18 protein-coding genes are annotated in these 23538 nt (G+C 46.4%); 6 read left to right on the top strand and 12 right to left on the bottom strand.

The annotated features are described in order from the left end of the window. Positions 1–127 precede the first annotated feature (127 nt). The 6 genes from K7G70_RS11480 to K7G70_RS11455 form a co-directional block, all read right to left on the bottom strand. Positions 128–427, bottom strand: coding sequence for a hypothetical protein (locus K7G70_RS11480; protein ID WP_223788792.1), 300 nt, complete (start codon positions 425–427; stop codon positions 128–130). Positions 428–539: 112 nt separating this feature from the next. Further along, complete coding sequence (locus tag K7G70_RS11475; RefSeq protein ID WP_223788791.1) at positions 540–1343, bottom strand: sulfatase-like hydrolase/transferase; 804 nt, start codon at positions 1341–1343, stop codon at positions 540–542. Positions 1344–1347: 4 nt separating this feature from the next. Further along, on the bottom strand, positions 1348–2310 hold the full coding sequence (locus K7G70_RS11470) for an NAD-dependent epimerase/dehydratase family protein (protein ID WP_223788790.1): 963 nt from the start codon (positions 2308–2310) through the stop codon (positions 1348–1350). Further along, entirely contained in the window at positions 2310–2837 is a 528-nt protein-coding gene (locus K7G70_RS11465) for a GrpB family protein (protein WP_223788789.1), read from the bottom strand. The genes K7G70_RS11470 and K7G70_RS11465 overlap by 1 nt, the downstream gene beginning before the upstream one ends. Further along, positions 2834–3622: a hypothetical protein gene (locus K7G70_RS11460; RefSeq protein ID WP_223788788.1), complete on the bottom strand. Its 789-nt coding sequence runs from the start codon at positions 3620–3622 to the stop codon at positions 2834–2836. The genes K7G70_RS11465 and K7G70_RS11460 overlap by 4 nt, the downstream gene beginning before the upstream one ends. 132 nt (positions 3623–3754) lie before the next feature. Continuing rightward, positions 3755–4663 (bottom strand): hypothetical protein, encoded by a 909-nt coding sequence (locus tag K7G70_RS11455; RefSeq protein ID WP_431310026.1) that lies wholly within the window; start codon positions 4661–4663, stop codon positions 3755–3757. On the opposite strand from K7G70_RS11455, the gene K7G70_RS11450 reads away from it, so the two are divergent. Together K7G70_RS11450 and K7G70_RS11445 are read left to right on the top strand one after the other, a co-directional pair. Then, entirely contained in the window at positions 4581–5033 is a 453-nt protein-coding gene (locus tag K7G70_RS11450) for a hypothetical protein (protein WP_223788786.1), read from the top strand. The two genes, K7G70_RS11455 and K7G70_RS11450, sit on opposite strands and share 83 nt — an antisense overlap. A gap of 272 nt (positions 5034–5305) precedes the next feature. Further along, complete coding sequence (locus tag K7G70_RS11445) at positions 5306–6628, top strand: hypothetical protein (protein WP_223788785.1); 1323 nt, start codon at positions 5306–5308, stop codon at positions 6626–6628. A gap of 373 nt (positions 6629–7001) precedes the next feature. Here the strand turns inward: K7G70_RS11445 and K7G70_RS11440 are convergent, their stop codons facing one another. The 4 genes from K7G70_RS11440 to K7G70_RS11425 all read right to left on the bottom strand — a co-directional run bounded on the left by K7G70_RS11440 (position 7002) and on the right by K7G70_RS11425 (position 12535). Next, on the bottom strand, positions 7002–7172 hold the full coding sequence (locus K7G70_RS11440; protein ID WP_223788784.1) for a hypothetical protein: 171 nt from the start codon (positions 7170–7172) through the stop codon (positions 7002–7004). A 231-nt stretch (positions 7173–7403) separates the two neighbouring features. After that, a complete protein-coding gene (locus K7G70_RS11435) occupies positions 7404–7838 on the bottom strand; it encodes a hypothetical protein (protein WP_223788783.1) in 435 nt (144 codons plus the stop codon). Positions 7839–7987: 149 nt separating this feature from the next. Next, entirely contained in the window at positions 7988–8404 is a 417-nt protein-coding gene (locus K7G70_RS11430; protein ID WP_223788782.1) for a hypothetical protein, read from the bottom strand. A gap of 300 nt (positions 8405–8704) precedes the next feature. Beyond that, positions 8705–12535, bottom strand: a complete 3831-nt coding sequence (locus tag K7G70_RS11425) for a type IIG restriction enzyme/methyltransferase (RefSeq protein WP_223788781.1) — start codon at positions 12533–12535, stop codon at positions 8705–8707. A 233-nt stretch (positions 12536–12768) separates the two neighbouring features. On the opposite strand from K7G70_RS11425, the gene K7G70_RS11420 reads away from it, so the two are divergent. Further along, positions 12769–13089 carry a hypothetical protein gene (locus tag K7G70_RS11420; protein WP_223788780.1) on the top strand — a complete coding sequence of 107 codons (321 nt, stop codon included), beginning with the start codon at positions 12769–12771 and terminating at the stop codon, positions 13087–13089. Between the two features lie 200 nt (positions 13090–13289). Here K7G70_RS11420 and K7G70_RS11415 read toward each other — a convergent pair whose 3' ends face one another. Continuing rightward, the gene (locus K7G70_RS11415; protein ID WP_223788779.1) at positions 13290–14852 is read right to left on the bottom strand and encodes an amidohydrolase family protein; all 1563 of its coding nucleotides are present in this window, start codon (positions 14850–14852) and stop codon (positions 13290–13292) included. A gap of 80 nt (positions 14853–14932) precedes the next feature. Further along, complete coding sequence (locus K7G70_RS11410) at positions 14933–16087, bottom strand: DJ-1/PfpI family protein (RefSeq protein ID WP_223788778.1); 1155 nt, start codon at positions 16085–16087, stop codon at positions 14933–14935. Positions 16088–16311: 224 nt separating this feature from the next. On the opposite strand from K7G70_RS11410, the gene K7G70_RS11405 reads away from it, so the two are divergent. From K7G70_RS11405 to K7G70_RS11395, 3 genes are all read left to right on the top strand, one after another. After that, a complete protein-coding gene (locus K7G70_RS11405) occupies positions 16312–17004 on the top strand; it encodes a response regulator transcription factor (protein WP_223788777.1) in 693 nt (230 codons plus the stop codon). Further along, on the top strand, positions 17001–18284 hold the full coding sequence (locus K7G70_RS11400) for a sensor histidine kinase (RefSeq protein WP_223788776.1): 1284 nt from the start codon (positions 17001–17003) through the stop codon (positions 18282–18284). The genes K7G70_RS11405 and K7G70_RS11400 overlap by 4 nt, the downstream gene beginning before the upstream one ends. A gap of 1197 nt (positions 18285–19481) precedes the next feature. Beyond that, on the top strand, positions 19482–23009 hold the full coding sequence (locus tag K7G70_RS11395) for a hypothetical protein (RefSeq protein WP_223788775.1): 3528 nt from the start codon (positions 19482–19484) through the stop codon (positions 23007–23009). Positions 23010–23538 lie beyond the last annotated feature (529 nt).

Genomic DNA, 23538 nt, shown 5'->3' with positions numbered 1-23538 from the left:
TATACCGAATCGGCTTGTGGATGGAGGTAATTAATGTGAATGGAATGTATACGGCACAAAGTGAAACATAAAATCACACCATTGTATCGTCTGAATAAAATCCATCAGAATAATTACAAAACCTCTTTCAGCACTGGGAGTTAATCCAACTTTTTAGATTTGATAAATCCACATTGAAATTGTGAATGACACTATCTACGCCATTTACATACTTTTGATGTCTACGTTGACTGAAAATAATGCCCAATTGCTCAACTGCACTCGAACTCTTCTCTGAAAGATAGATATCGGAGCCAACCAATGAATTCAGTTGTATAAATAACTGTTTCAATTCCTTCAACGCACCTTCATTCTTCCAACCTTTTGAAGCGTTCTTGAATACAGATTCGATTTCCATGATCACTTCCATTGCCTTCTCTTTGTTCACGGTTAGTTACCTCATAATTTTAATTTTTGACTTTCAGCTCTGTTCCACTTCCCCTTCGACTCCAATCGGTCATCAATCAGCGAAAACTGATCTGAAGTGCTGGTTAAATTTTTCATATGGATTTGATTTTTCCATTTTCGATTTTGAATATGGCCAAAGGCACTTCCATGATTTTTGGATGATAAAATCCGTGTCCATACATGCCATCTTCTCCAAAACACTCACCATGATCTGAACAAATCACGACGATACTGGGAAATTCTGATGTCCTCGCAACAAAAGACAGGTATTCCTCAACCACACCATCAAGAAAATGAACAGATTCAATCTGCTTATCGAATGAAGCCTGGTCAAAACCCACATCAACTTGATTTCTCATCTTATATCTGGCTTCATTTGAATGACTGACTTGGCCGCCAAACTCATATGGGTCATGAGTCTCTCCTAAGTTCAACATATGAAAAAAAGCCTTATCGTTTGTAATGGATTTCATTAAGTATTCAATTTGCTGTCTGGCATGAATTCCTGTGTAGTTAAATTGTTGAAATCCTTCAGTCAAAATGGGAGATTTAAACCACTGCATGGCACCAACACCCACTGTATCCATACCCATTTGTCCAAAACCTTCAATCATGTCTTTGGGACAATTTTCAAAATCAATCAATGCTTCAATGTTTTTTCTTGGCTCCACGAGCCACAATAAGTTCTTTTCGAACCTGTTGTAATATGGAATTCGATCCTCAACATGAGGAAAAATGCCACTGAACATGGATAAATGAGATGGCATCGTGTATGTGGCTTGAGAATGTGCTTTCTTGAAAAAACCGGTTGAATCAAAAAATGGTGTATCGGCCAACTCAAAAGAATCCCAGCGACAGCTGTCCAGTGTAATGAGGATGAAATTAAATCGCCTCATCCTGTCAACACCACTCAGGTTGTGGCAATAAATTCATTTTGTTGTGAACATCTGTTTCAAAAAAATGCTTAAACTGAATAATCTCTGCCAATGATTTTTCCAAGTGGTACTGGGGAGCAATCCCAATCAATCCATACAATTTATCTGAGTTGTACTGGTGGTTAAACGTGGTCATTTCCCACCCATACCCAGACTCCCAGACAACTTTTCTTGACATATTCTTGATATGAAGCGGCACATTCAATATATCAGCAATGCATTCATAGTATTCAACGGCTGGATAAGAGCTGTTGTGAGTTAAATTGAATTTCTGCATGAAAGATTTGGGCTCCCCAATCAGGCGAAAAATTGCCTCTGCGATGTCTTTTGAATGGATGAAAGTGGATTGAATTTGTCCATGCTCACACAATGTCAGCGGCTGATGATTTTGCAGGTTTTGTATCAGTGTATGATCTCGATTATGCAGGGGCAGGCAACCCAACAAAGAACCTTTGCCGAGTATGTGATACGGCCTCAATATTGTCCAATTCGTGTCTCTGATCTGCTCCCAAAAATTTTCAACCCTGATCTTGCCATCAACATATCCACCAAATTGACCCAAAGCCGCTTTGGGGGTGGTTTCTGAAATCCGCTGTTGTTCTTGCAGATTTCTTCTGTCATAAACCAATGTTGTGCTGACCACGATGTAATGGTGGCAGCGAGAACCAAATAGATCATGGTTTCTCTTTGCGTCATGTACATCGTATTGGCATAAATCGATCACACATTCAAATTCCGTGTTTAAAATATCCAGGGCTTCTGACTCAGAGGAAGAAATATAATTGAGGTCTTGATTGATGTATTCCACCCCCGCTACGCGCTGGAATGGTGCATCTTTTCCCAACGCATAAACATCAGCCACAGACACCAATCTTTGCGCCAGGTAATGGCCGTTAATACCACTTCCGCCAATAATCAAAACCTTCATCATTTTTTTGATTGCTCGAGCAGTTGATGAAAAAGGTCTAACTTGCCATCCACATAAGCAGTGATGTCGTGGTCATTTTTCTTAACCAAACTTTTCTTCAGCTTGGCATATTCCTTCGCTGCATCTGGATTTTCACTAAGCAAATTTTTGAATGATTTGAAATTATTCCATGTTTCACCATTGAAACTAACCAGGTGAATATGAAATTCATGCTTTGTAGGAGTTCCCTTCCAAAAAAAATCACGATCTGGCATGAACTCTTTGAGTCTTGGTTCATGTACATAACCCAAATTAATCAGGAATTTCACCAAACCTGATTGTTCTGCCTGATTCTTGTATCCAACTGCAATGTCTATGGTCGGCTTAGCTGGCATGCCTTTAACAGATGTGCTGCCAAAGTGCATGACTTGCAGATCATCAATGCCTGAGACAATGACTTGCTTTTCTTGCTCAAATTTATCAATCCAAGCAGGATCGTAATCAAGAATCTCTATCTTTCGATTTAACTTTTCAAAAACACTGCTCAATCTGTGGTTACCTTTTTTGCAGCGTTGTGTTTGGATAAGGATGTCCAAAGCAGGTTGAAGTCTTTGGCCAGCTCATTTTTCCTGGCAGGCAAGTCCTCTAACCAACATCTGGAAGACAAACCAATCAGGTCTTCTCGACTGATGTCAGGTGAATAACGCCCGACCATGGCTTTCTTGCCATTATTAAGCACGCAAAAAAAGTCCAGACAAAAAGAGTCAATTTCATAAATTTCGCAGCTGGCGATCTTATTTTGCTTCATCAGTCCTTTGATTTGTTTCTCTGCCGTTTCTCTGTTCTTTTTAATTTCTTTATGAGCAAATTTTTCACATGTCACCAAACCTGTTTTGTTCTGAGAATCCTTCAAATGGCCACAATAAAATGTTTGGACTGATTCAAGAGAACTCATGATAATTCTTAGCTTGTCGATCTTCACATCAGCATTCTTAATTTGATCAATGAACTGTCGGCTATTGAGGCATCTGATATCGAGATTTTCAAATTCTGAACCACTTTGAAAAAAGGATGGTATGGTGTTGGAAATACTCGCTACATCCGTGTTTTTCAGTCTGATATTGGCCATGATCGCCAAAATGAAAAAGATCACAATTGAAAGCTGGGCAGAATTCAATAATACATTGGCCAATTCCCTGGGGAATTCATATTCATTTGGAATCAAGCCTACCAAGCTGATTAACAAGGGTGTAAAAAACAACACAACCGCACAAACAACCAATGCAGTTTGAGTTTTTTCACTGGTCAATACCCTTTCAATTTTTACATTCATAATTCCCTCCTTTCACACTTTTGAAAATAATATCACAATACTCCAATACATTAATATGGTTTTTCTTTGTGATTATTACGCCAGTTTAATAATCACAAACCCCTACCCACATCCCTGTGGGCAACTCACAATTCAATTGTCATCATTGCGCGAGCGATAAGCCTCTAGGCCCAGTTCTTTGACCCGCTCGTATTCGATTTTGGATTGGTCGAGTTGGTCGAATATGGGGAATTGATCTGGTTGGACTTCCAAGCGAATGTTTTGCAATGCATCCAGTGCCCCATCGCCTTCGGTCACGGCCAGTGACAAACCAGCCACAAAGCTGCCTGCCAAGGCTGAAGTGTCCGTATTATCAATTGCCAACATGTTCCGAAACTCGGTGTTCTTGGTCATGCGTTCAGGCGTGGCTGCATTGACCATGTAGTTAAGGGCTTGTTGGTCTTGAGACACGTTTACATAATACCCCAGGGCGATCGGCGCGGTCGCCAAAGCCCTGAAAACCAAAGGATCCTTGAAGTCATCGCTGGTCGCCTGTTCCATGAAATCCGTGATGGCTTGGAACGATTGTTCTGAATTCATCAGACCCAAGGCGGCCAAAGCATTGGGCCACCATTGCTTTTCACCTTCATCATGCAAAAGCTCAATGATCATTGCGGCGTCTTCTTTGGGGATATTTTTGCCCTCTGCCACTGGAAAGCCATGGAAATAATGCGTCTTGATCAAAGTCATGGTGTCGGTTTCAGGCTCAGCCACAGCACCCGCAACCGGTGACTCGGCATGGCCTTCTCCTCCGGCATCTCCTTTGAATGCGTCACATTCTTGATGATTGATACCGACTCTTGTGGGTCCAATTGATTTATCCATCAAATTAAATTCGCCCAACCTGTGGTCTAATCCTTGATTGTGTCCAAACTCATGGGCCATCAAGATGCCATCTTGATCTGGAGAAAACCTCACCATGGCCAAAGAATTACCAGGCATGCTGGCACAGCCCAAGTATGCGGCACCAGTCTTCTCACACCAATTGATGGCCCGAACCACTTTCACATGGCCGCTGACCTGTTGCACCAGAAAAAACTCCATTGCATTGTCAATGACGCCATCGGTGTTTGGAAACGAATTAACTGGCCCGATTTTATTGATCGTTACTGGGCATGGCACGTCATGCTCACCACTGTCGGTGGCCAGAACCGAAGTGGCAGATGCAGCAATGGTCTCTGCATCTGCATCGGATAACACCGCATTTGCATGGTGCAAAAACCTCAGATTGTGTTGGTTGTTTTGGGCTGAAGCAGGCGAAATAACAGCGCCCAGAATCAAGCACTGGATGATAAACCAGGAAACAAACACTTTCATATTGACCTCCACAATTTTTGCAATGATTAAGCCAGGTGTTTGTGAGCCTATTTGAATCAGCACCCATCACCCGGCAACTGAATATGTTGTGTCGCTTAATCACCATTCATCTCACCACTTAAACCAAAATCATCTGATCATGAATTCATAACTATTCAGCCAATGGCACTTTTTTTGAAATCGAAGTGAGAGGAATGACCACCCAAGAACACTTTGATGAACAGTGAACAGCTCGACTGGACACGCGAGAAGAAAAACAGGAAACAACAGGCTAGAAATCACAGCCTGAGTGTTTCGATTCATCACACCATTGAATTTGGAGGAAACATGAAACTCATCACACAAGCCATGGTCATTGCATTGCTGCTGAGCGGTTGCGCCACCACCAACCCTGGTTCTGGGGCCAGCACCAAGTACTATTTGCCCAAAACCATTGTCAAGGCAGACCTCACTTTGATCTTAAAAGGGTGTACAAACAACCCCAACGGACATGCCACTATTGAAGTGGAGCCAAAATTAAATGTCAGCCTGATCCCCAGTAACGATGGCGTGGCCAGAGTGATTCATGGACAACACTTGGGGTCGGACAGAACGAAAAGACAATTGACTGTTACGACCCACCCTTCTGGTCTGATCGCGGGAATCAATACAACCAACCAAGACCAAACCGCAGCCATCATCTCCAATGTGGCCAGTTTCGCCACAAAAGTCCTCAGTGTTGCTGCCCTTGCTGATAGCACGACTCCAGCCGATAAGATCAGATTCGAGTGTCACCCTGATGTCAGCAAACACCTGAATTCAATTGCAAACCTCAAAGACAACATCAAAGACCAACAACAAATATTGAGGGCTGTGAACTTTCCAAGTTCGCCCAAAAAAATTCAAGAAGACATAGATGCCCTGGCTGTCGAGATCTCCAAGATCAGAACCTCGTCACCGATGTCGCTCACTTTCTCCAAGAACATACCCATTGAACAAGTGTCATTGTTAGATGACCCGAAAGATGAATATTTGGAACAGGAACTTGAATTTGATTTTGCTGATGTCTTTGAAAAATGGTTGATCAAATCCGAGCTCAATGGCATTGAAAAGGAAAAATCGGCCGAATACAACTTCGCTAAGAAGCACCTGAGAATCAATTGGGCAGGCAAAAAATCCCGTCAAACCAACGCCACCATTTCTTCCAGTGACAAATCAGTCGACTTCAAAGCGTGCGAACTGTCGATTTTGGTTCCACCCCTAACCCACATCGACCTGCAAATTACCCCCAAAGGCTCGCTCTATGATGACAAACTGACTGAATCTACCCAGTCCATTCCGGCGCCCCAATTAAGTGATCCAGAAAAACTGTGCCTCAGCGTGGCTTTCGCCGAAAACAGAACGGTAAACATGTCATTCAATAAATTTGGTCAAAGAACCAGTTTCACCTGGAATTCTGAAGCCAGGGCAGAAGCCGTTACGGGGGCATTGGCTGGCATCGCCAAAGATGTGTCTACGACCATGTCCTCATTGGAGGGTCAATCGGAATTGGACAAACAGCTTGAAACCATCAATCAAGTCAACACCCAAATCCAATACAACAACGCCCTGCTGTGCCAACAAGCCGCCGCCGAAGGCGCCACTTCATGCCCAGCACCCGATGGTAATTGATTAATTATTAAAGGAACAGGATGGCCATGGATGGCTTTGGGTTAAGAAACCTGATCAATCTCAAAGCAGAATTACACGTCTTGGATGTGTGATTAGACCGTTGATTAAATGAAAGCAATACTGTGTTTTACTCATCACAAAATGTACCCTTTTTTCGGTAAAAGGTCTGCTCTTTTGAGCGCACCACATAATGGGAATCCGTCATTTTAAGGATGCGATCCAGACTCCACTCAACATCATCAGCAGATTTGTAATACAGATTTCCATTCATGATTTTCCAATAACTTATGAACTCCTGGGACTGAGAACAGGATTCATCTCTGAATAGTTTCACAATGGAAGTACCATCAGCAAAATACTCAATGTAGCCTGGTTAATTCATGATTTGTTGCTGTTCTTTGTCCTCAACCCACCTGCCAATGATCAGCGACTGATATTTTTCATCATTGGCACCATCAGTTTCTTCTTTTGTCAGCTTGGCTTCGGTTGTTGTTAATGTGAGCAATAACAATATGATAGGGGCTTTTTTCATTAATACTTTCATGTTAATTCCTTTATTCGTAGGTGTGCTCGAGAAGGCATCACTTTCCCCTTATTTTTTAATCAATGACTCTGATCCCGTAAAATTAGCATGGCTGTTATTCGATGCGGATTCTTATGAAAATGTAGATATATCAGACAAATGGCATTTGTACGGATGAATATGAGAAGCTGTTGTACCCATAATAATTTAACCCTTTGTAGTAGTCAGTGTCTCAGACCACATTGATTTCCACTATTCCGACTCTTTTTTGTTAAAGTCTTCAAATTTTGTATCCTTGAGATACAAGTCTGATTGGTACCTCATGCCGTAATAATCGCGTGTGTGCTTCAAATAACCTTGCACATCAATTCGGCCACAATGAGTGTATTCTTCTCTCGATAGAGATTTGTCCAGCAGGATCGAGCTCTCTGTATTGTAGCCAAGACAAGAATCTCGGTCTAAAAACACGGCTGTTAAATGGGTTTCCAAATGATAATAACCAGTCACCGTGATCAACTTACCATCAAAGTCATGTGGATTGGCTATTACACGGACCAGTGGAACCACGGTTTTGTTGTACTCCATGTCCATAATTTCATGGTCATCACCATCTTGGGCCCAAGCTGCCCCCATGAAGAGCATTATCAGCGAACTATATATCTTGTTGAGTTTATTATTAAGCTTCATCTTTTTTTCTCATCAGTTCATCCATAGTCAATACCTGCCTGTCATTCCATTAAACTTAGCAAAAAGCTGCTTAAGGATGTTTGTTTTTCCATTCATCAGTCAACGCCACAGACCAAATCCGTTTCAGTGGCAGCTCTACTTTGATGTCATCAATCATCACAAAAACTCCCTTTTTTCCTGTACAACATTTGATCTTTAGAACGCAACACATAATGCGACTCTGCCATTTTTATGATGCGATCCATACTCCAATCAGTCTCAAAATCAAATTTATAATAGAGATTTCCATTGAGGATTTTCCAATAACTATTAGAAACCATTAGCTCGACACAAGTCTCTTCATCGAATATTTTTGCAACAGCACGGCCATCTGCAAAATATTCAATATAAACGGGCATTTCGTATCGTTGTTGCTGGTCTTTGTCCTCAACCCATCGTCCAATGATCAACGCCTGGTAATCCTTATCATTGCTGTCATCCGCTTGTTCAAGAGACAACTTGGCTTCGGCTGTAGTTAATGTGATCAATAACAATAACATTGAAGCGTTTTTTAATATCTGTTTCATGTTAATTCCTATATTTTTGGGTATCCTCGAGAAGGCATTGCTTTCCCCTTACATCAAATCAATGTCTCTGACCCCATTGATTGCTTATCCTTAAATGAAATCAATGTCTTTGACCCCGTTTATTTTTATGGTCTTTCATTATTATAGAACCGTGGTCAAAATTACTTGACCACGCCAGGCATTGTTTTTTTATAGTTGATTATCACAGACATAAAAAATCAAAAAAATAACCAGTCTGAAGCGTCGGCTGCGGGTGTAGGAACATAATGCCTCATCATATACTTAAATCTTTAACAATATTTAACTTTGACATGCTTCAATAGCAATAATTTCATGCTCATTCAGCCCATAAAGTTCGTTAACGCTTGAGTTCAGATCTGCTTCCATTTTACTAGTGTTTTTGCCTTGGTTTTTCGCTTGCATAATCGCTTTGACCTGCTCCACAATGTGATTCTCAGTTTCTTCGCTTACATCATCGGGCACGGGAAAGGTATTCAAGTAATTGGTTTTCATTCTTCTGGCATCCCCTTGTAAAGTGTCTCCTGTGTTTTTTAAGAACCACCACAATAACTGCGAGTTGGCAATTGCTAAAAAAAATTCATAACTTTCTAATGTGTCATTACGCTTTACCCAACTGTATATTGTGGTTGCATGATAGTAGTTATCCGTATTAATCGTCACATTAGGGTATTTGCTGCATATTTCCATCGAAGTCAGTTTGGGCTGCTCGAACTGGGTCAGGTTTTTAGGATATATGTATGCGTGCCAGTGTTCTTTATCTTTAAATTTTTCGCTCTCTCGGGATTTGAATTCTTGTTCATGATCACTTATGTATTGATGGGTTATTGGGTATTTTGTGGCTATCTCATTCAGTGGAATGATTTGAGCTTTTTGGCCATGAATGTGGTAAGGGAAAAAGACATACTTATGTGTCGAGAGTTTCGCAAATCTGGCGATGTCTTTACCCATCAGAAAAGGTTTCAACAAATCAGTCTCAAGTTTATAAGTTTTCCCGGTCAGAGGAACTTCGAACAAATCATCATCAATTTTGTTCAAAATGTATAATGCGTCCCTGCTGGTTTGTAATCCTACAAATATTGAATCGAATAGCTTTTCTATTTTTGTGCTGTTGTTATAAATTTTTTGGAATGCGTTAGATTCAGATTGAGTTTCAAATAAAATCCATTGATTTGTGCCATATAATTCAGCAGCAGTTTGAATCTCCTGATAGCTGACTTTACGATATTTGGCTTGTTCGTTTAAGAAATCTTCCACATTAGACTTAAATGGCGCCCTTAAAAACTCAAACCCATTTGATTCAGTTTTATTAAATTGAACGATTGCAGTGTAAGTAATGGCATCTTCAAAAATCATATTTGCTCCAAAATGTGAAATTTTGGAAATGTATTGGCCTTCAGTTAAATAATCCCTAAAAACTGAGGCAGAACTGGAATTTAAAAACTTATGCGGCATGATGTAGGCATTATGTGCATGCTTGTGTGCCAACATAACAGCCTTTTCAAAAAACAAATTGGCAAGGTCATAAGCACCTTGAGCGCTTTGGTATGTTTTTTCGTAATAAATTTTCGCATCAGGCTGGGTTTTCTTTATTTCTTGCACACGCATATATGGTGGATTGCCAATCACAACATCAAAACCCTGGTAGTTACCAGCATTATCCAGTACTTCTGGGAACTCAAAACGCCACTCAAAAGCATTTCTATAAATGGCATTGTTTTTAATGGCTTCCAGCTTGGCTTCCAGTTTTTTACTTTTTTGAGTAAGCTCAGTGATCTTTTTGTTAGTGTCTCTTTGTTTGGCTAGACTGTCAGCAAATACATCAACCTGTTGTGTCAATGCGACTAACTGGCCTTGAAACTTCCTGAGATCTCTGAAATCTTTACTATTTTTATTAATTTCGCTTTGGAAATTGTTTTTAATCTCATCGATTAATTCACGCATGGCACGTTTTTGTGATTTGTCGGTTGCGTTGCGATAGGTGCTGACTGCTGCTCGATAACTGATGATGTCGTATTTGCTTTGTTTCAATGCTTTTTTCAAATCGGCATCCAGTGCGAAGCGACTGATTAATGAGTTACCACATTTTATGTTAATGTCTATGTTTGGCAATGTTTCTAGCTCTGTTGCGTTTTTATAATATGCATTTTTCAACAGCTCAATCCATAATCGCAGGCGGCATATTTTGACCGAATTGGGGTTGATATCGACACCGAATAAACAGTTTTCGATGATGGTTTGTTTTTCATTGAACAAGGTTTCTTGAATGCGCTGGCTTTCTTCGCTGTTCGGGTTATATGAAAACAATTCGTTGTCCTCGTCGGTCACAACCAAATCATCATTAATAACTTTTACATCGTAATTTTTCAGTCTGCGACCATGTCGGTCACAAAGAAGCTTCAACTCGCTTTTAATGGCTATGATTTCGTTCAAAGATGACACCAAAAAGTGGCCGGAACCAACCGCAGGATCACAAACAGTCAGAGAATTAATGATTTGATTGGCCTCCGGATAGTCATCGATGTGGTTATGCAGATCAGTGAAGTTTTTACATGACCATCCTTTTTTTTGGTTAAACTTATTCACTACAGCTTTGCGCAGCACTTCTTTGCTCATGTACATGGTGATGTAACCTGGGGTAAAGAATGACCCATCTTTATAACCATTAATTTTTTCAAAAATTAAGCCCAATACAGATGCGTTGATCAAGGTTTTATTGTCTTCTTGGATGTTCTCACTGCCCTCACTGGAAAAATCATAGGCATTTAAAAATTCAAACAAGTACTCAATTGCATTCAGTGCACCCTGACGTTTTTTTCCATTAGTGTCTTTTAAAACCGTATTGGATAGAATGGGCAGGCTTAGATTATCTTCTAAGTTACCGATAGAGAGGGTTAGGTGTTCAATTTCAACAGGTTCAAATAGAGATGAATTCAAGTATGGAACATTTCTGAATATTTTGTTGATCTCTTCAGTTCTATCTTGCTGTTTTTTTGCTAAAACTCGAAAAAATAATTTTTCTAGGTCGTCGTAATTTTTAATTTTATCAAAACTCAGAAATTGGTATGCTTTGTCTCTTTTGTGGTAACTTAATAACTGTGCTTCTAGTAGTTTCAAAAAGAGGATCCGGTTGATCCATGTGATACAAAGTTCCAAGCCCACACCAAATAACTGTTGATTCTCTTGTTCTCCATATTGAAGCCGATTGGGTAAACGACTGAGTTTGTCCATACTATCAATTTGAGTGATTGCGTTTTCAAGCAATGACCCTGAATGCCGGGTTCCGGATTTGGCACGCTCAATGATTTTTTTACCCTTTTTTTTGTTTTCTGCAAGACCAATGATGTGCAGTAGTTCACTGTAAAATCCTTTGTCAAGGTTGTTACTGTCATTTTCAAAAGGTAGTTTTAAAAGATGTTCTGGTGAAAAAAACCTAAACAACCTGATAAGTTTTCTCTCTTGTTTTTGATTAGGAGTTTTAAGAGATGAGCTATAGTCGTTAATTTTTAGATGGGTGAATTTTATTTTTGGGATAACTTTCTCAATTTTAGGTGAGGCTATTTCTTGATAAAAGAAGTCCGTATTAGTACTTGACAATTGTTTGTTTTCAAATTGTTTAAACTGTTCAACCAATTGTTTGTCGCGGGCAAAAAGCTGTTCAAACTCCTGTGCATCAAAAACAAACCATTCGTCTAAGTTCGTACCTATTATTTGTTTTAATTCAAAATTGTTTTCAGTTATTCTCTCTCGTAAATAGTAAAGAACCAACTCTTGTAGAGCTTTTGTGTTAAGCCTATCTAAACGCATCATTTCTGTTATGTTGGTTTGGCGTTTTATTTCCATGATAACAGCGACAGATGTCTTAGTTGACTTTCCGTTGTGTATCACCAAGTCATTGCGGTCTTTGGTATTAATCGCGAATTTGTTAGAGTAATAAGTATTTTTTAAAAAATCACTGATTAAGGTTTTAAGATGTTCCTCTGATTCATCCCGATTAGATTCGGATAGTAACTCAGTCAGGTTTTTCTTGAATAATTCGAATTCCTTTCTGTGAGGTTTAAGTTTTCTAAGAGCGGCATTGATCGCACGATGGACTGTTATCGGTGAAGTCATAATCAAACTGTTTTTTTAGTTCATTTTAATTCTACTTTATTGTGTGGATTTAGATTGCAAATAATATCAACAGGGTCATATATGAACACCTAGACAGGTTTGAACCAATGGGGCCAGAGTCGTTGATTTTTAAGGTTTCAAACGTGGTCCTGTTGTAATCTTTTAAAGATACTAAGATGACGATTTTTGTGTTTGAGCTTTATAATTACATTAAATTTAACCAGAATTAATCCATGGGCATTATCTTTCTCACCGCCGGATCCATCAGTTTTTTGGTCGCCACCGTATTGGGCGTGTGGGCGACAATTTGGCACCATCGGATGGTTCATTCTGAGCAAGGTGGTTCTTGGCCAGTGTTTTCGGTGGTTGCGGTGATCATCTCGGCTTTGTGCCTGTATTTGGGCTATTCCAGTTTGCCAAGCACTGCTGACGGTGAGATGTCTTCGAATGACATGCAAGGTGCTTTGTTTGCTTCGGTGATCATGGGGGCAGCGCCGGGATTGGGGTTGATTTTCGGGGCCTTGGGGGTTTGGTATGCGAGGGAGGATGGGTAACACACAATTCGGTCTACTTTCGAGGTGATAATTAGTTTTACACACCCCTATCCCCTTTCGCCAACATGGATGTAGGTGTGCCGCATGAGCAGGATGCGGGAGGGGCAAAAGAAACACACCCCTTAATCCCCTCTCAAGAGGGGAGGTTCGGTGGAGACATCACGAAGGCTGACGATCTTTTATTTATCGGATGCAATTGGTCAATCCGCCAGCTGGACCCGCATCAGGGGGCTCATGAGCATGTGCATGAGGTATTTGATGTTGAGGTGGGTGGAGGTGGCCATGTCGGTGGTGTATTGGTCGAGGGCGGTGATGGCTTTGGGGTCGTAGTAATGGCCGTTGAAGAGGACGGCTTGGATGGTTTGTGTGTTTTTGATGTCTGCCAGTGGGTTGGCGCGGAGGAGGATGAGGTCGGCGCGTTTGCCGACTTCGACGCTGCCGGTGATGGTGTCGACGCCGCTGAATTGGGCGGGCCACAGGGTGGCGGCTTTGAGGGCTTGGGTGGTGGGCAGGCCGGCGGCGACCAGGTTTTGCAGTTCGTGGTGGACACTGAGACCGCTGTATACCAGGGTGTCGATGTTGTCGGTACCGACCAGGATCCTGATCTGGTGTTGGTGGGCTTGTTGGATGTGGGTTTTGACCAGGTCGTAGTAATCCTGGTGCACGAAGCGGCCTTCAGGGTCGAGGCCACGGGCGGCGCGGTTGATGTCGGGTTGCCACAGGAGTCTTTGCACCACCCACGGGATGTATCGCAAGTTAGCTTCATTGGCCCAATTCACTGTCCTTGATTGGGCACTCATTTGCAGGGTGGTCAGGGTTGGAACCCAGGCGGTTTGGCTGTGGCCCATGGTTTGCATCAACTGCTCGCATTGCTGCTGGTCTTGGTGGTCGATGATGTCTCGGATCAGGGCTGCGTCGTAGGCGGCGATGGGATCGGGCAGTGACCTGAATTCGTCGATCTTTGCATAACACTCAAAGGCGAACAAGCGGCCATGCTCGATGCTGGTCATCTGACTGTTCAAGGCGTCACGCAAGGGGACTTTGAGGGGCTTGTGTCCGGCCAGGGTCATGCCCTGCTCCGCTGCTGCTTCAGCCAACCAGCTGAATTGTTCGGGGCTGAGTTCGCTGTAGGTTTTGATGAAATCGGCACCCTGTGTGGCGTAAAAATCCACCAATTGTGTGGCCTGCTGTAGGCTGTTGAGCTTGAAGTGGGCCGGATAGCCGTCTGGCACTTCATTGCCGCCATTGGTCTGGTAGCTGCTTTGTTGGTGGTAGGCCGGTGACACCACCTCGCCGGCATCGGCCTGCGCTGTCCAGCGTTTTCTGTCGGCAGGACAGGCCCAATAGGCATCATCATGATCCAAACAACCGGACATGTCCCGCACCGAAGTCACCCCATAGCGGATGAACAAGGGATGATGGATGTGCGGCGACATCTTTAAACTGTGGGTGTGCATGTCCCACAAGCCAGGCATCAGATATTGATCACGGCCATCGAGCAGCCGGTGACCACTGAAATCGGCGTGCCTCAGCGCGCCATCAATGGCGGCGATCCGCCCATCGGTGATGACCACGTTTTGATCGCGCCTGATGCGTTCATTGGCCACGTCCACCACGTGGATGTTGGCGATGAACAGGTCGCCCTTGGCTGGTCGCACATCCGGTCCTTTGAGCGGCAGTTCGTATAACAGATAGGCCAAAGCAATGAGCAGCAGCACTGCAGCGAGAATGAACAGGCCCAGAAATTTCAATGATTTGATCATGGCGGTTTGTTGGTTCGAATGTCAGGGTGTGGTGTGCAGGCTTGGGATGTCGCCTGCACACCGGTCTTGCCGTGTCTGTATTATTTCAATTGCGCCAGCAGTTCCTGGGCTTCGGCCAACTCAGGGTGGCTGCTGCTGAGTTCTGTGAGCAAGGCTTTGGCCTGGCTGGTTTGTTCCAGCTTTATGTGGGCTTTGGCGATTTGTAGGTTGAGTTTGGGGTGGTTCAAGTCTTGTTGGGTCAATTCCATCAAAGTCAAGGCCTGTTGGTAGCCTTGGCGGGTGTCCGCGGTCTCGAAGTACATGTAACCGTACATGCCCACCAACATGGGCTCATAGTTGGCTTTGTGTTCCTGATACTTCTGGATCGCCTGCTCGTGGCCCTGCAGAATCTCGGCCACCAGTTTCAAGGTCAGATCATCACTGTACTGATTGCCTGGTTTCGGGGTGATGCCGATCGATTGCAACAAGGCCTGTGCAGTGTCGACCGTTGAGGTGGGGTTTTGGCCGGTGACCAGACGTTGATCAATGGCCACATGACTGAGCATCATTGGGCTGCTTTGGAATTGGGCCTGTCGATCTTTGAGCTTGTCTTCCAACAGAAAGTCATAGCTGTTGATCCACTTCTTGCCAAACAGCTTTTCTTCGATGTTGGTGAAAGCATTGACCTTTTTGCCAGCCACCAGGTAACTGCCGTCATCCAGCTTCACGTCCACCAGCGCTGCCGGGCCATGACACACGGCGCCCACGGCCCCACCGGCCTGATAGACTTGGGCGATGATCTGCTGCAGGCTGGGGTCTTGCGGCAGATCGAACATGGCGCCCTTGCCACCGACAATGAACACCGCCGCATAGTCGGCACTGTCGAGATCTTTCAAGGCCTTGGTGTCGGCCAGTTGGCTCATGGCCTGCTGATCGGCCATGAAATCCTGGTTGTAAGGCTTCTCTGGATCGTATTGATCGGCTTCAACCGCCCCACCCTGCGGGCTGGCGATGTCGACCAGGACCCCATTGTCACGAAACGTCAGATAGGCTTTGGCCAATTCGTCGAATTCATAACCCGGTTGGTCTTTGCCCTGGTTTTCGCCATGGCCACTGACCACCATCAGAAATTTTTGAGGTTGCGGATTGGTTTGTTCGCTGGTGGACCCAGCGATGACCTGAAATGAACTGAGCAGGGCCAACAACAACCACAGGCTGAAATGTTGGCTTTGGATATTTTTGAAACGAGATGTCATGGGTGTGCTCCACAGTAAAAACCATTAATTTATGTCGCCATTTGTGAAATGACTGTCAGGTCGATTTCACATTCATTTCACAAATTTGGTTGTGTACTGCAAGGCGTGGCCTGCACGAAGGTTTGGGCCTGGATTCCAATCGACAGCGGTTATAATCATGGGCTTTGATTCCTTTGACACCAGATCCGAAGATCACCAACATGGGCCGACACCACTGAAAGCAGATGCGCGAAGAAAACCAATTATCTATTCTGGTCATTGAGGACCAAAGAGAGCTGGCCCACAACATCAGCCGATACTTTGAGCCGCTGGGCTACCTGCTGGATTTTGCCTACACCGGCACCCAAGGCCTGAACCTGGCGCTGGAAAATTTTTACGATGTGATCATTTTGGATGTCATGTTGCCGGGTTTGGATGGTTTGATGGTGTGTTCAGTGATTCGGCAAAAGTCCAAACGCCACATCCCCATCATCATGCTCACCGCCAGGGACACCCTGGATGACAAAGTTCAGGGCTTTGAAAGTGGCGCCGATGATTACCTGACCAAGCCCTTTGAGTTACAAGAATTGCACTTGCGTTGTCAGGCCCTGGCCAAACGCAAGGGCTTCAATAAAAGCAGCGTGATCACCATTGGCGACTTGTCGGTGGACTTGAAACAACAACAGGCCCACCGTGGGGACACCTTGCTTGAACTGAACACCATGGGCTTCAAACTGTTGGCGTTGTTGGCCGAAGCGCACCCGCGAGAAGTGACCCGTTCCGAAATCAGGCAAAAACTGTGGGGAGATGAACCGACGGAATCTGATGCCATACGCAGCCACATCTATCAACTGCGGTCGGTGGTGGACAAGCCATTCCAATCAGCCATGATCAAAACCCACCACGGCGTGGGCTTTTCCCTGCAGGCAGACCCATGAGCCAAAACCCAAAAACCCGCAGCCTGCGGCGCCTCATCATCCGCAATTTCATGGCCTTCGCGGTGTTCAGTGCGGTGGTATTCAGTGCGGTGAACTTTCTGATCACCTACGTCATTGAAGACAAGTATTTCAATCTGCACCTGCAATCCGAGGCAGATTACATGAGCGAACACCACGCCGCCCAAGGCAGCTGGCCTGAACCCCGCTTTGAATACATGAGTTTTTATCCGTCTTTTGAGGCTTTGCCACCTGCAATCAGTGCCGTGCTGGCTGCGGAGCCCAACCGGGTTGAGTTGGCTGGTACCGAAGGGCGTCACTTCCACCTCCATCGGTTCAAGGATAACCAAGGTCCCTACCTGGTTTCAGAAGTCAGTGACATGCTGTTGGTGCGATCACACACCCGCTTTATTCTGACGATTTTGTCGTTCATCGCGGTTGTGGTGACTATGTTGGCGGTTTTCTTTGCCTTTAAACTGGCCAACAGAACCGCCAGGCCCATGAGCCAACTGGCTGCTGCCGTGGGCCGGCTGAAGCCCAATGCACTGCCAGAGGACTTCAACGTCGATCAGGCCGAAGACGAGGTCAGGGAATTGGCGGCTGCCATTGATCAATTGATTAAGCGGGTCAACCAGTTCATTCGCCGGGAACAGCACTTCACCCGCGATGTCAGTCATGAACTCAGAACCCCCATTTCAGTGATCAAAAGCTCGGCCGAAGTCTTGTTACAACACACCGAACAACTGCCCAGAGCGCACCTCACCACCCTGCAACAGATTGATTTTGCCTGTGTGCAAATGGAACAAACCGTGGTGACCTTGTTGTCCCTGGCCCGGGAAAAAAGCCAACAACCCACGCCCGCCATCAAGCTGTTGCCACTGGTGGAAAAGACCGTCCTGCAACAGGGCAAATTGCTGCACGACAAGGCCGTTGAAGTGGTCATTGAGGTGGCCGAGGATGAACAGTTATTGATGCAGGAAGCCGAGTTGTTGATCCTGTTATCGAACTTGATTGGCAACGCCTTCCAATACACCACCCAAGGCACCGTGCGCATTCGGTTTCAGGCCAATGAATTGACCGTCACGGACACCGGCTCAGGCATTGAAGCCGCCATTCAGGATCAAATCACCGAAACATTGACCAAAGGCTCAGACAGCCCAGGGTTCGGCATCGGTTTGTCCCTGGTGTCCAGACTCTGCGAACACCACAACCTGCCCCTGATCATCACCAGCACCGACCAAGGCACCACCATCAGCATCCAGAACTTTCCCACCATTGGGTAATTAGGAGTTTATTGGAGCGTGGACTACAGTCCACGATTTAAGATGCCACAAGGTTTTACACACCCCTCGTTCCCCTCTCAAGAGGGGAGGATTAGTAGACACACCCCTCGATCCCCTTATTTGTTGTCATACCGACCGAACGCAGTGAGTGGACCGCTACCACATCCTGCTCTCGCGGCACACCTACATCCATGTAGGCGCCGGTCTCCGATCCCGTCTCGACTCATGCACCTACATCCTTATAGGCGCCGGTCTCCGATCCCGTCTCGACTCATGCACCTACATCCTTGTAGGCGAGGTATCTCGTAACTTTTGTGAGATCCTTCCACTCGTTTCACTCGGTCGGGATGACATGTTTATTGGTGTAAGGGTTTGGGTGATGGCTTTAATTGGTTTTGATTCAATACTGATCGATTTGACGTCGACTGAAGTCGACGCTCCTTTTGTCATGCCGACCGAACGCAGTGAATGGACCGCTACCGCATCCTGCTCTCGCGGCACACCTACATCCTTGTAGGCGCCGGTCTCTGATCCCGTCTCGACTCATGCACCTACATCCTTATAGGCGCCGGTCTCCGATCCCGTCTCGACTCATGCACCTACATCCTTGTAGGCGAGGTATCTCGTAAATTTTGTGAGATCCCTCCACTCGTTTCACTCGGTCGGGATGACATGTTTGTTGGTGTAAGGGTTTGGGTGATGGCTTTAATTGGTTTTGATTCAATACTGATCGATTTGACGTCGACTGAAATCGACGCTCCGAAAATGTGAAGATTGTCTCTATGACTGACTTCATAAAAAAAATGGCGTCATTCCTGCGGACGCAGGAATCTACACGAATGAGCCATAAAAAGGGCGCCTCGGATCCCCTGTTTTCACGGGGCAGGCTTAGTCCGGGGAGTCGTTGGGTGGGTTGTAGGGATTGCTGGGTGTGTGTGTTTCGTTAAGCTTCTGTGAAGGCTTGGTTAGGGTTTGGTTAAGGGGTGTTTTTTTGGCCTGATCGTCTTTTTCTTATTGTTTTCAATCATTTACATTTTTTATTTTCCAGTCTTTTCCAGAGGCTTACCAGTTATGCCTGTGCTTTTGGGTGCAAGTCCATGGGCGTTTTCTGACAATGATCCATGGTTGGTCACCTCGCTGAGCAGCAGCGATTGCCTGAGTGGTGACTGCATTTTGATAACAGAGGAGATAAAGAATATGAATTTGAACGCAACCCAAAATTCCAAGACCCAAAAGCTTGGACACAGACCCCGACGTCGGGCCATTTATCAGGCCCTGGCGATGGGTGGTTTGATGACTTGTGTGACCGCCGGTGCGGGCGGGTATGACAGCTCGTCCACCCTTGAAGCGACCAGCCAAGCGGCGGTCGGCATTGAGCTGAGCCATGAGACCAATACCAAGGCCGCCACCCAAACCCAGGTGTTCCTGACCCAGGGGGGTGGCATTTATGTGTTTCGACTGGATGATGGCTTTTATTTCTGGTCGATCAATGCGGCCGGTGACCAGTTGACCCTGTTGGATCACGTGATCTTGGACATGAGCACACCGCAAGCGTTGACTTTGAACCTGGCGCCGAGCACCGAAGGGGTGTTTTACGCCGATGACCTGGTGACGGATGTGCAGCACAGTTTCCGATTTCAAGGACAACTGTCGGCCGGTAAAATCGCCATTCCACTGGGCAAGGAGGCGTTCTTGCCTTTGTTTGATGCCGCACCCATGGTCAACGACACGGTGACCATCGATGGCAACACCCCAGAACTGTTGGATGCCTTGTCACAGCAATTGGACATTTACCAAGCAGCCGATGCGGCCGTGGCGGATGCGCTGATACTGAGTGAAGCCAGCACCCAAATCATGGCTGATCAGGTGTTGAGCAACCGCGCGACTTTGTTGGCCGAAGCGGCGGTGGGCGATCAGTTATCGGCCCATGCCGAGGCTGAGCAGGCGCAATTGAACCAGGACTTTGCCCAACAAATACAAGCCGATGTGGCGGCCTTTGAACAACTCAGTGCCGACCTGGCTGAACAGGTGAGCATTGAGTTCACGGCTTACCACAAGCAACTGCTGCCTTGTCTGGAGCAACACCGCAGCAAGCTGGAACAAAACCTCGATCAACTGGGCCGCAACATCAGCAGCCGTGAGCGGGAATTCGAAGAAGACCCGAAACTGGAAGATGCCATCAACACTTCGGACACTTTGGCCGCACAACTGGAACTGGCCATGAATGCCTGTGGTGCTGGGGCCGGCGCGCTGGAACAAGCAGACCCTTCGGGGGTGGTCGATCCGCTGACTTATGAGGCCATCGCGGCCCGGGCGGAAAATTTGCAGCAACAATTGGAGGCCGATGCCGCCGATTGGCAAAACCACATCGCCCCCCTACCCGAACAACTGATGTGGCAAGTGGACACCGATGTGTTGGTGGCAAAAACCGAGTCGTTTGAACACCGGTTCGACAACTGGATCAGCCCCACTTACTTGAATCAGGATGGGTTTGTGTCTTCACCGCAACAAAAAAACCTGAGCAAAGCCGCCGCTGACGAGGCCGATCTGGCTTGGCTGGAACGCATGAGCCTCAAAGGTCAGGACCAATTGTGTGAAGAAGAAACCTTCAACATCAGCTTCAACATCGGCGTGGTCGGTGTGGTCATCGGCACCTGGTGGGACGACCAAATCATCACCGGCAATGAGCCGAACCTGATCCTGGCTTTGCCGGGCAACGACTGTGTGGAATCCCATGGTGGGGTGGACTTGGTGTTGGGCATGCCTGGAAGGGACCGTATTTTCTTGGGTGATCACCACGACATCGCGCACGGTGGTTGGGGCATGGACGAAATTCACGGCAGTGCCGGTAATTCTTATTCCTTCACCATTCAAAACGTCGAGTTTGAAGTGGACTTGGGCAACCTGATCATGGGCGGCGCCGATGACGACTTCTTATTTGGCGGAGAAACCGCAGCCGATCGCGGTGAAAACGGGGTGATTGAGCCCAACGGTTTCACCGACATCATCTTGGGCGACACCTTGTTGTTTGGTCAAGACAGCGGTAATGATTTCGTGGACGGAGAAATGGGCATTGACTTCATCTTTGGCCAACGTGGCAACGACACCTTGATGAATCTGGGTGCCGGGGTGATCACCATTGCCAGCATCGACACCGAGTTCGGCAGCTATTTCTTTGGCAATGACGGCGATGACACCATCACCGGCAGCAACACCAACCTGCTCAGCCCGCTGGGTGATTTCATCTTTGGGGCAGCTGGCAACGACAGTTTCAATGGCAACGCCGGACGCGATTTCATCTTTGGTGCCGATGGCAATGACAATGGCACCGCCGGTCCTGGTAACGACTATGTGTTTGGCAGCCGCGGTGACGACAACCTGAATGGCGGCGACGGCATTGATTTGCTCTTCGGCGGCTTGGGTAATGACAACGTCGCTGGTGGCAATGGCTTGGACCTGGTGTTTGGAAACGACGGCAACGACCGCGTGCAAGGCGATGGTGGTTATGACCTGACCTTTGGCAACGCCGGTAATGACACGGTATTGGGCGGTGATTTCGCTGACCTGATGTTCGGTGGACCCGGTCAAGACGTGATGTTGGGCCAGGACGGCTGGGACTTGATGTTTGGCAATGCCGATGGCGACAACATGTCTGGCAACAATGGCTGGGACATGATGTTTGGTAACCGTGGCACCGACCAATTGTTTGGTAACGACGGGGCTGACCTGATCTTTGGCAACGCCAATGACGCCGATGGCATTGAGCTGATCAATGGCGGCGGCGGGGTGGACCTGTTGTTTGGTAACGCCGGCCGCGAGCAGATCTTCGGTGAAGCCGGTTTGGATTTGATCTTCGGCAATGCCGACAACGACGAAATCTTCGGCGGTGACGGGGCTGACTTGGTCTTTGGTAACGGCGGTGACGATGTGATCAATGGCAATGCCGGCAGCGATTTGTTGTTCGGTAATGACGGCGACGACCAGATCCTCGGCGATGGTGGCACCGATGCGGCCTTTGGTGGCGCCGGTTGTGACTTGATGAACGGTGGCAACGATCCGGATTTGATGTTTGGCAACGACAACAACGACCGCCTGGAAGGGGGGGCGGCCTCTGACCTGCTGTTTGGTAACAACGGTCTGGATGAGGTGTTTGGTCAACAAGGGGCTGATTTGTTGTTCGGTAACGACGACCGCGATCGCCTGGATGGTGGTGATCAGATCGATGTGATGTTCGCTGGCGGCGGCAATGACTTCATGGTTGGAGGCAACGGCAACGACCTGATGTTTGGCAATGGTGGCGCGGATTTCATCAATGGCGGTAACAACGGCGACATGGCCTTTGGTGGCGACAACAACGACACCATGGTTGGTGCCGGCGGCAATGACTTCCTGTTTGGTAACGGCGGCAATGACCGGTTGAACTCCGGTAATGACACCGACTTCACCTTTGGGGGTGACGGCAATGACCGTTTGCGCGCAGTGGAAGGTCAGAATTTCGCCTTTGGCAACAAGCATGATGACGTCCTGGATGGCTATTGGGCCAGTGGCTGGGATGCCCGCGACTTCTTGTTCGGCAACCAACACAGCGATGACTTGACCGGCAACCAGAATTCACAAAGGGACATCCGCTCGGGTGGATCAGGCAGCGACAACAAAGCCTGGAACACCACCTGGGTGTCCGCAGCTGAGTTTAATGCCACCTGGAATCCACCGGGTTGTCAGTAATTTTTTGGCAGTTGCAAAAGAAGCCACAACTTTCGGGTTGTGGCTTTTTAGTGGACATCGTCATTCCCGAACCCGATCGGGAATCTAAATATGGAAAATGTTATTTAATTTCAAGCCATCAGGTCCCTGATCCCCTGTTTTCACGGAAGCAGGCTTTCCGGGGAGTCTCTAATTGGTGTTTGGGTGATGTCTTTTATTGGTTTTGATTCAATGCCGATCGATTTGACGTCGACTGAAGTCGACGCTCCGGAGGTGTTTATTGGAACGTGGACTTCAGTCCACGATTTAAGATGTCAGCAGGTTTTACACACCCCACGATCCCCTTATTTGTTGTCATACCGACCGAACGCAGCTGGCCGCTTCCGCATCCTGCTTACGCGACACACCTACATCCATGTAGGCGCCGATCTCCGATCCAGTCTCGACTCATGCACCAACATCCTTGTAGGCGCCGGTCTCCGATCCAGTAGCGACTCATGCACCTACATCCTTGTAGGCGCCGGTCTCCGATCCCGTCTCGACTCATGCA

The organism is Marinicella meishanensis (assembly GCF_019931145.1).
In the GTDB taxonomy this organism is placed as follows: Bacteria; Pseudomonadota; Gammaproteobacteria; order Xanthomonadales; family Marinicellaceae; genus Marinicella; species Marinicella meishanensis.
Note: the sequence above shows the minus strand (reverse complement) of the source record. Positions and strands in the feature narration are given on the sequence as shown.

Coding starts and splice junctions, on each gene's coding strand:
- K7G70_RS11475 (WP_223788791.1), bottom strand. CDS start 1,343: ATGAGGCGATTTAATTTCATCCTCATTACACTGGACAGCTGTCGCTGG.
- K7G70_RS11470 (WP_223788790.1), bottom strand. CDS start 2,310: ATGAAGGTTTTGATTATTGGCGGAAGTGGTATTAACGGCCATTACCTG.
- K7G70_RS11460 (WP_223788788.1), bottom strand. CDS start 3,622: ATGAATGTAAAAATTGAAAGGGTATTGACCAGTGAAAAAACTCAAACT.
- K7G70_RS11450 (WP_223788786.1), top strand. CDS start 4,581: ATGGCCAAAGAATTACCAGGCATGCTGGCACAGCCCAAGTATGCGGCA.
- K7G70_RS11445 (WP_223788785.1), top strand. CDS start 5,306: ATGAAACTCATCACACAAGCCATGGTCATTGCATTGCTGCTGAGCGGT.
- K7G70_RS11440 (WP_223788784.1), bottom strand. CDS start 7,172: ATGAAAGTATTAATGAAAAAAGCCCCTATCATATTGTTATTGCTCACA.
- K7G70_RS11435 (WP_223788783.1), bottom strand. CDS start 7,838: ATGAAGCTTAATAATAAACTCAACAAGATATATAGTTCGCTGATAATG.
- K7G70_RS11430 (WP_223788782.1), bottom strand. CDS start 8,404: ATGAAACAGATATTAAAAAACGCTTCAATGTTATTGTTATTGATCACA.
- K7G70_RS11425 (WP_223788781.1), bottom strand. CDS start 12,535: ATGACTTCACCGATAACAGTCCATCGTGCGATCAATGCCGCTCTTAGA.
- K7G70_RS11420 (WP_223788780.1), top strand. CDS start 12,769: ATGGGCATTATCTTTCTCACCGCCGGATCCATCAGTTTTTTGGTCGCC.
- K7G70_RS11415 (WP_223788779.1), bottom strand. CDS start 14,852: ATGATCAAATCATTGAAATTTCTGGGCCTGTTCATTCTCGCTGCAGTG.
- K7G70_RS11410 (WP_223788778.1), bottom strand. CDS start 16,087: ATGACATCTCGTTTCAAAAATATCCAAAGCCAACATTTCAGCCTGTGG.
- K7G70_RS11405 (WP_223788777.1), top strand. CDS start 16,312: ATGCGCGAAGAAAACCAATTATCTATTCTGGTCATTGAGGACCAAAGA.
- K7G70_RS11400 (WP_223788776.1), top strand. CDS start 17,001: ATGAGCCAAAACCCAAAAACCCGCAGCCTGCGGCGCCTCATCATCCGC.
- K7G70_RS11395 (WP_223788775.1), top strand. CDS start 19,482: ATGAATTTGAACGCAACCCAAAATTCCAAGACCCAAAAGCTTGGACAC.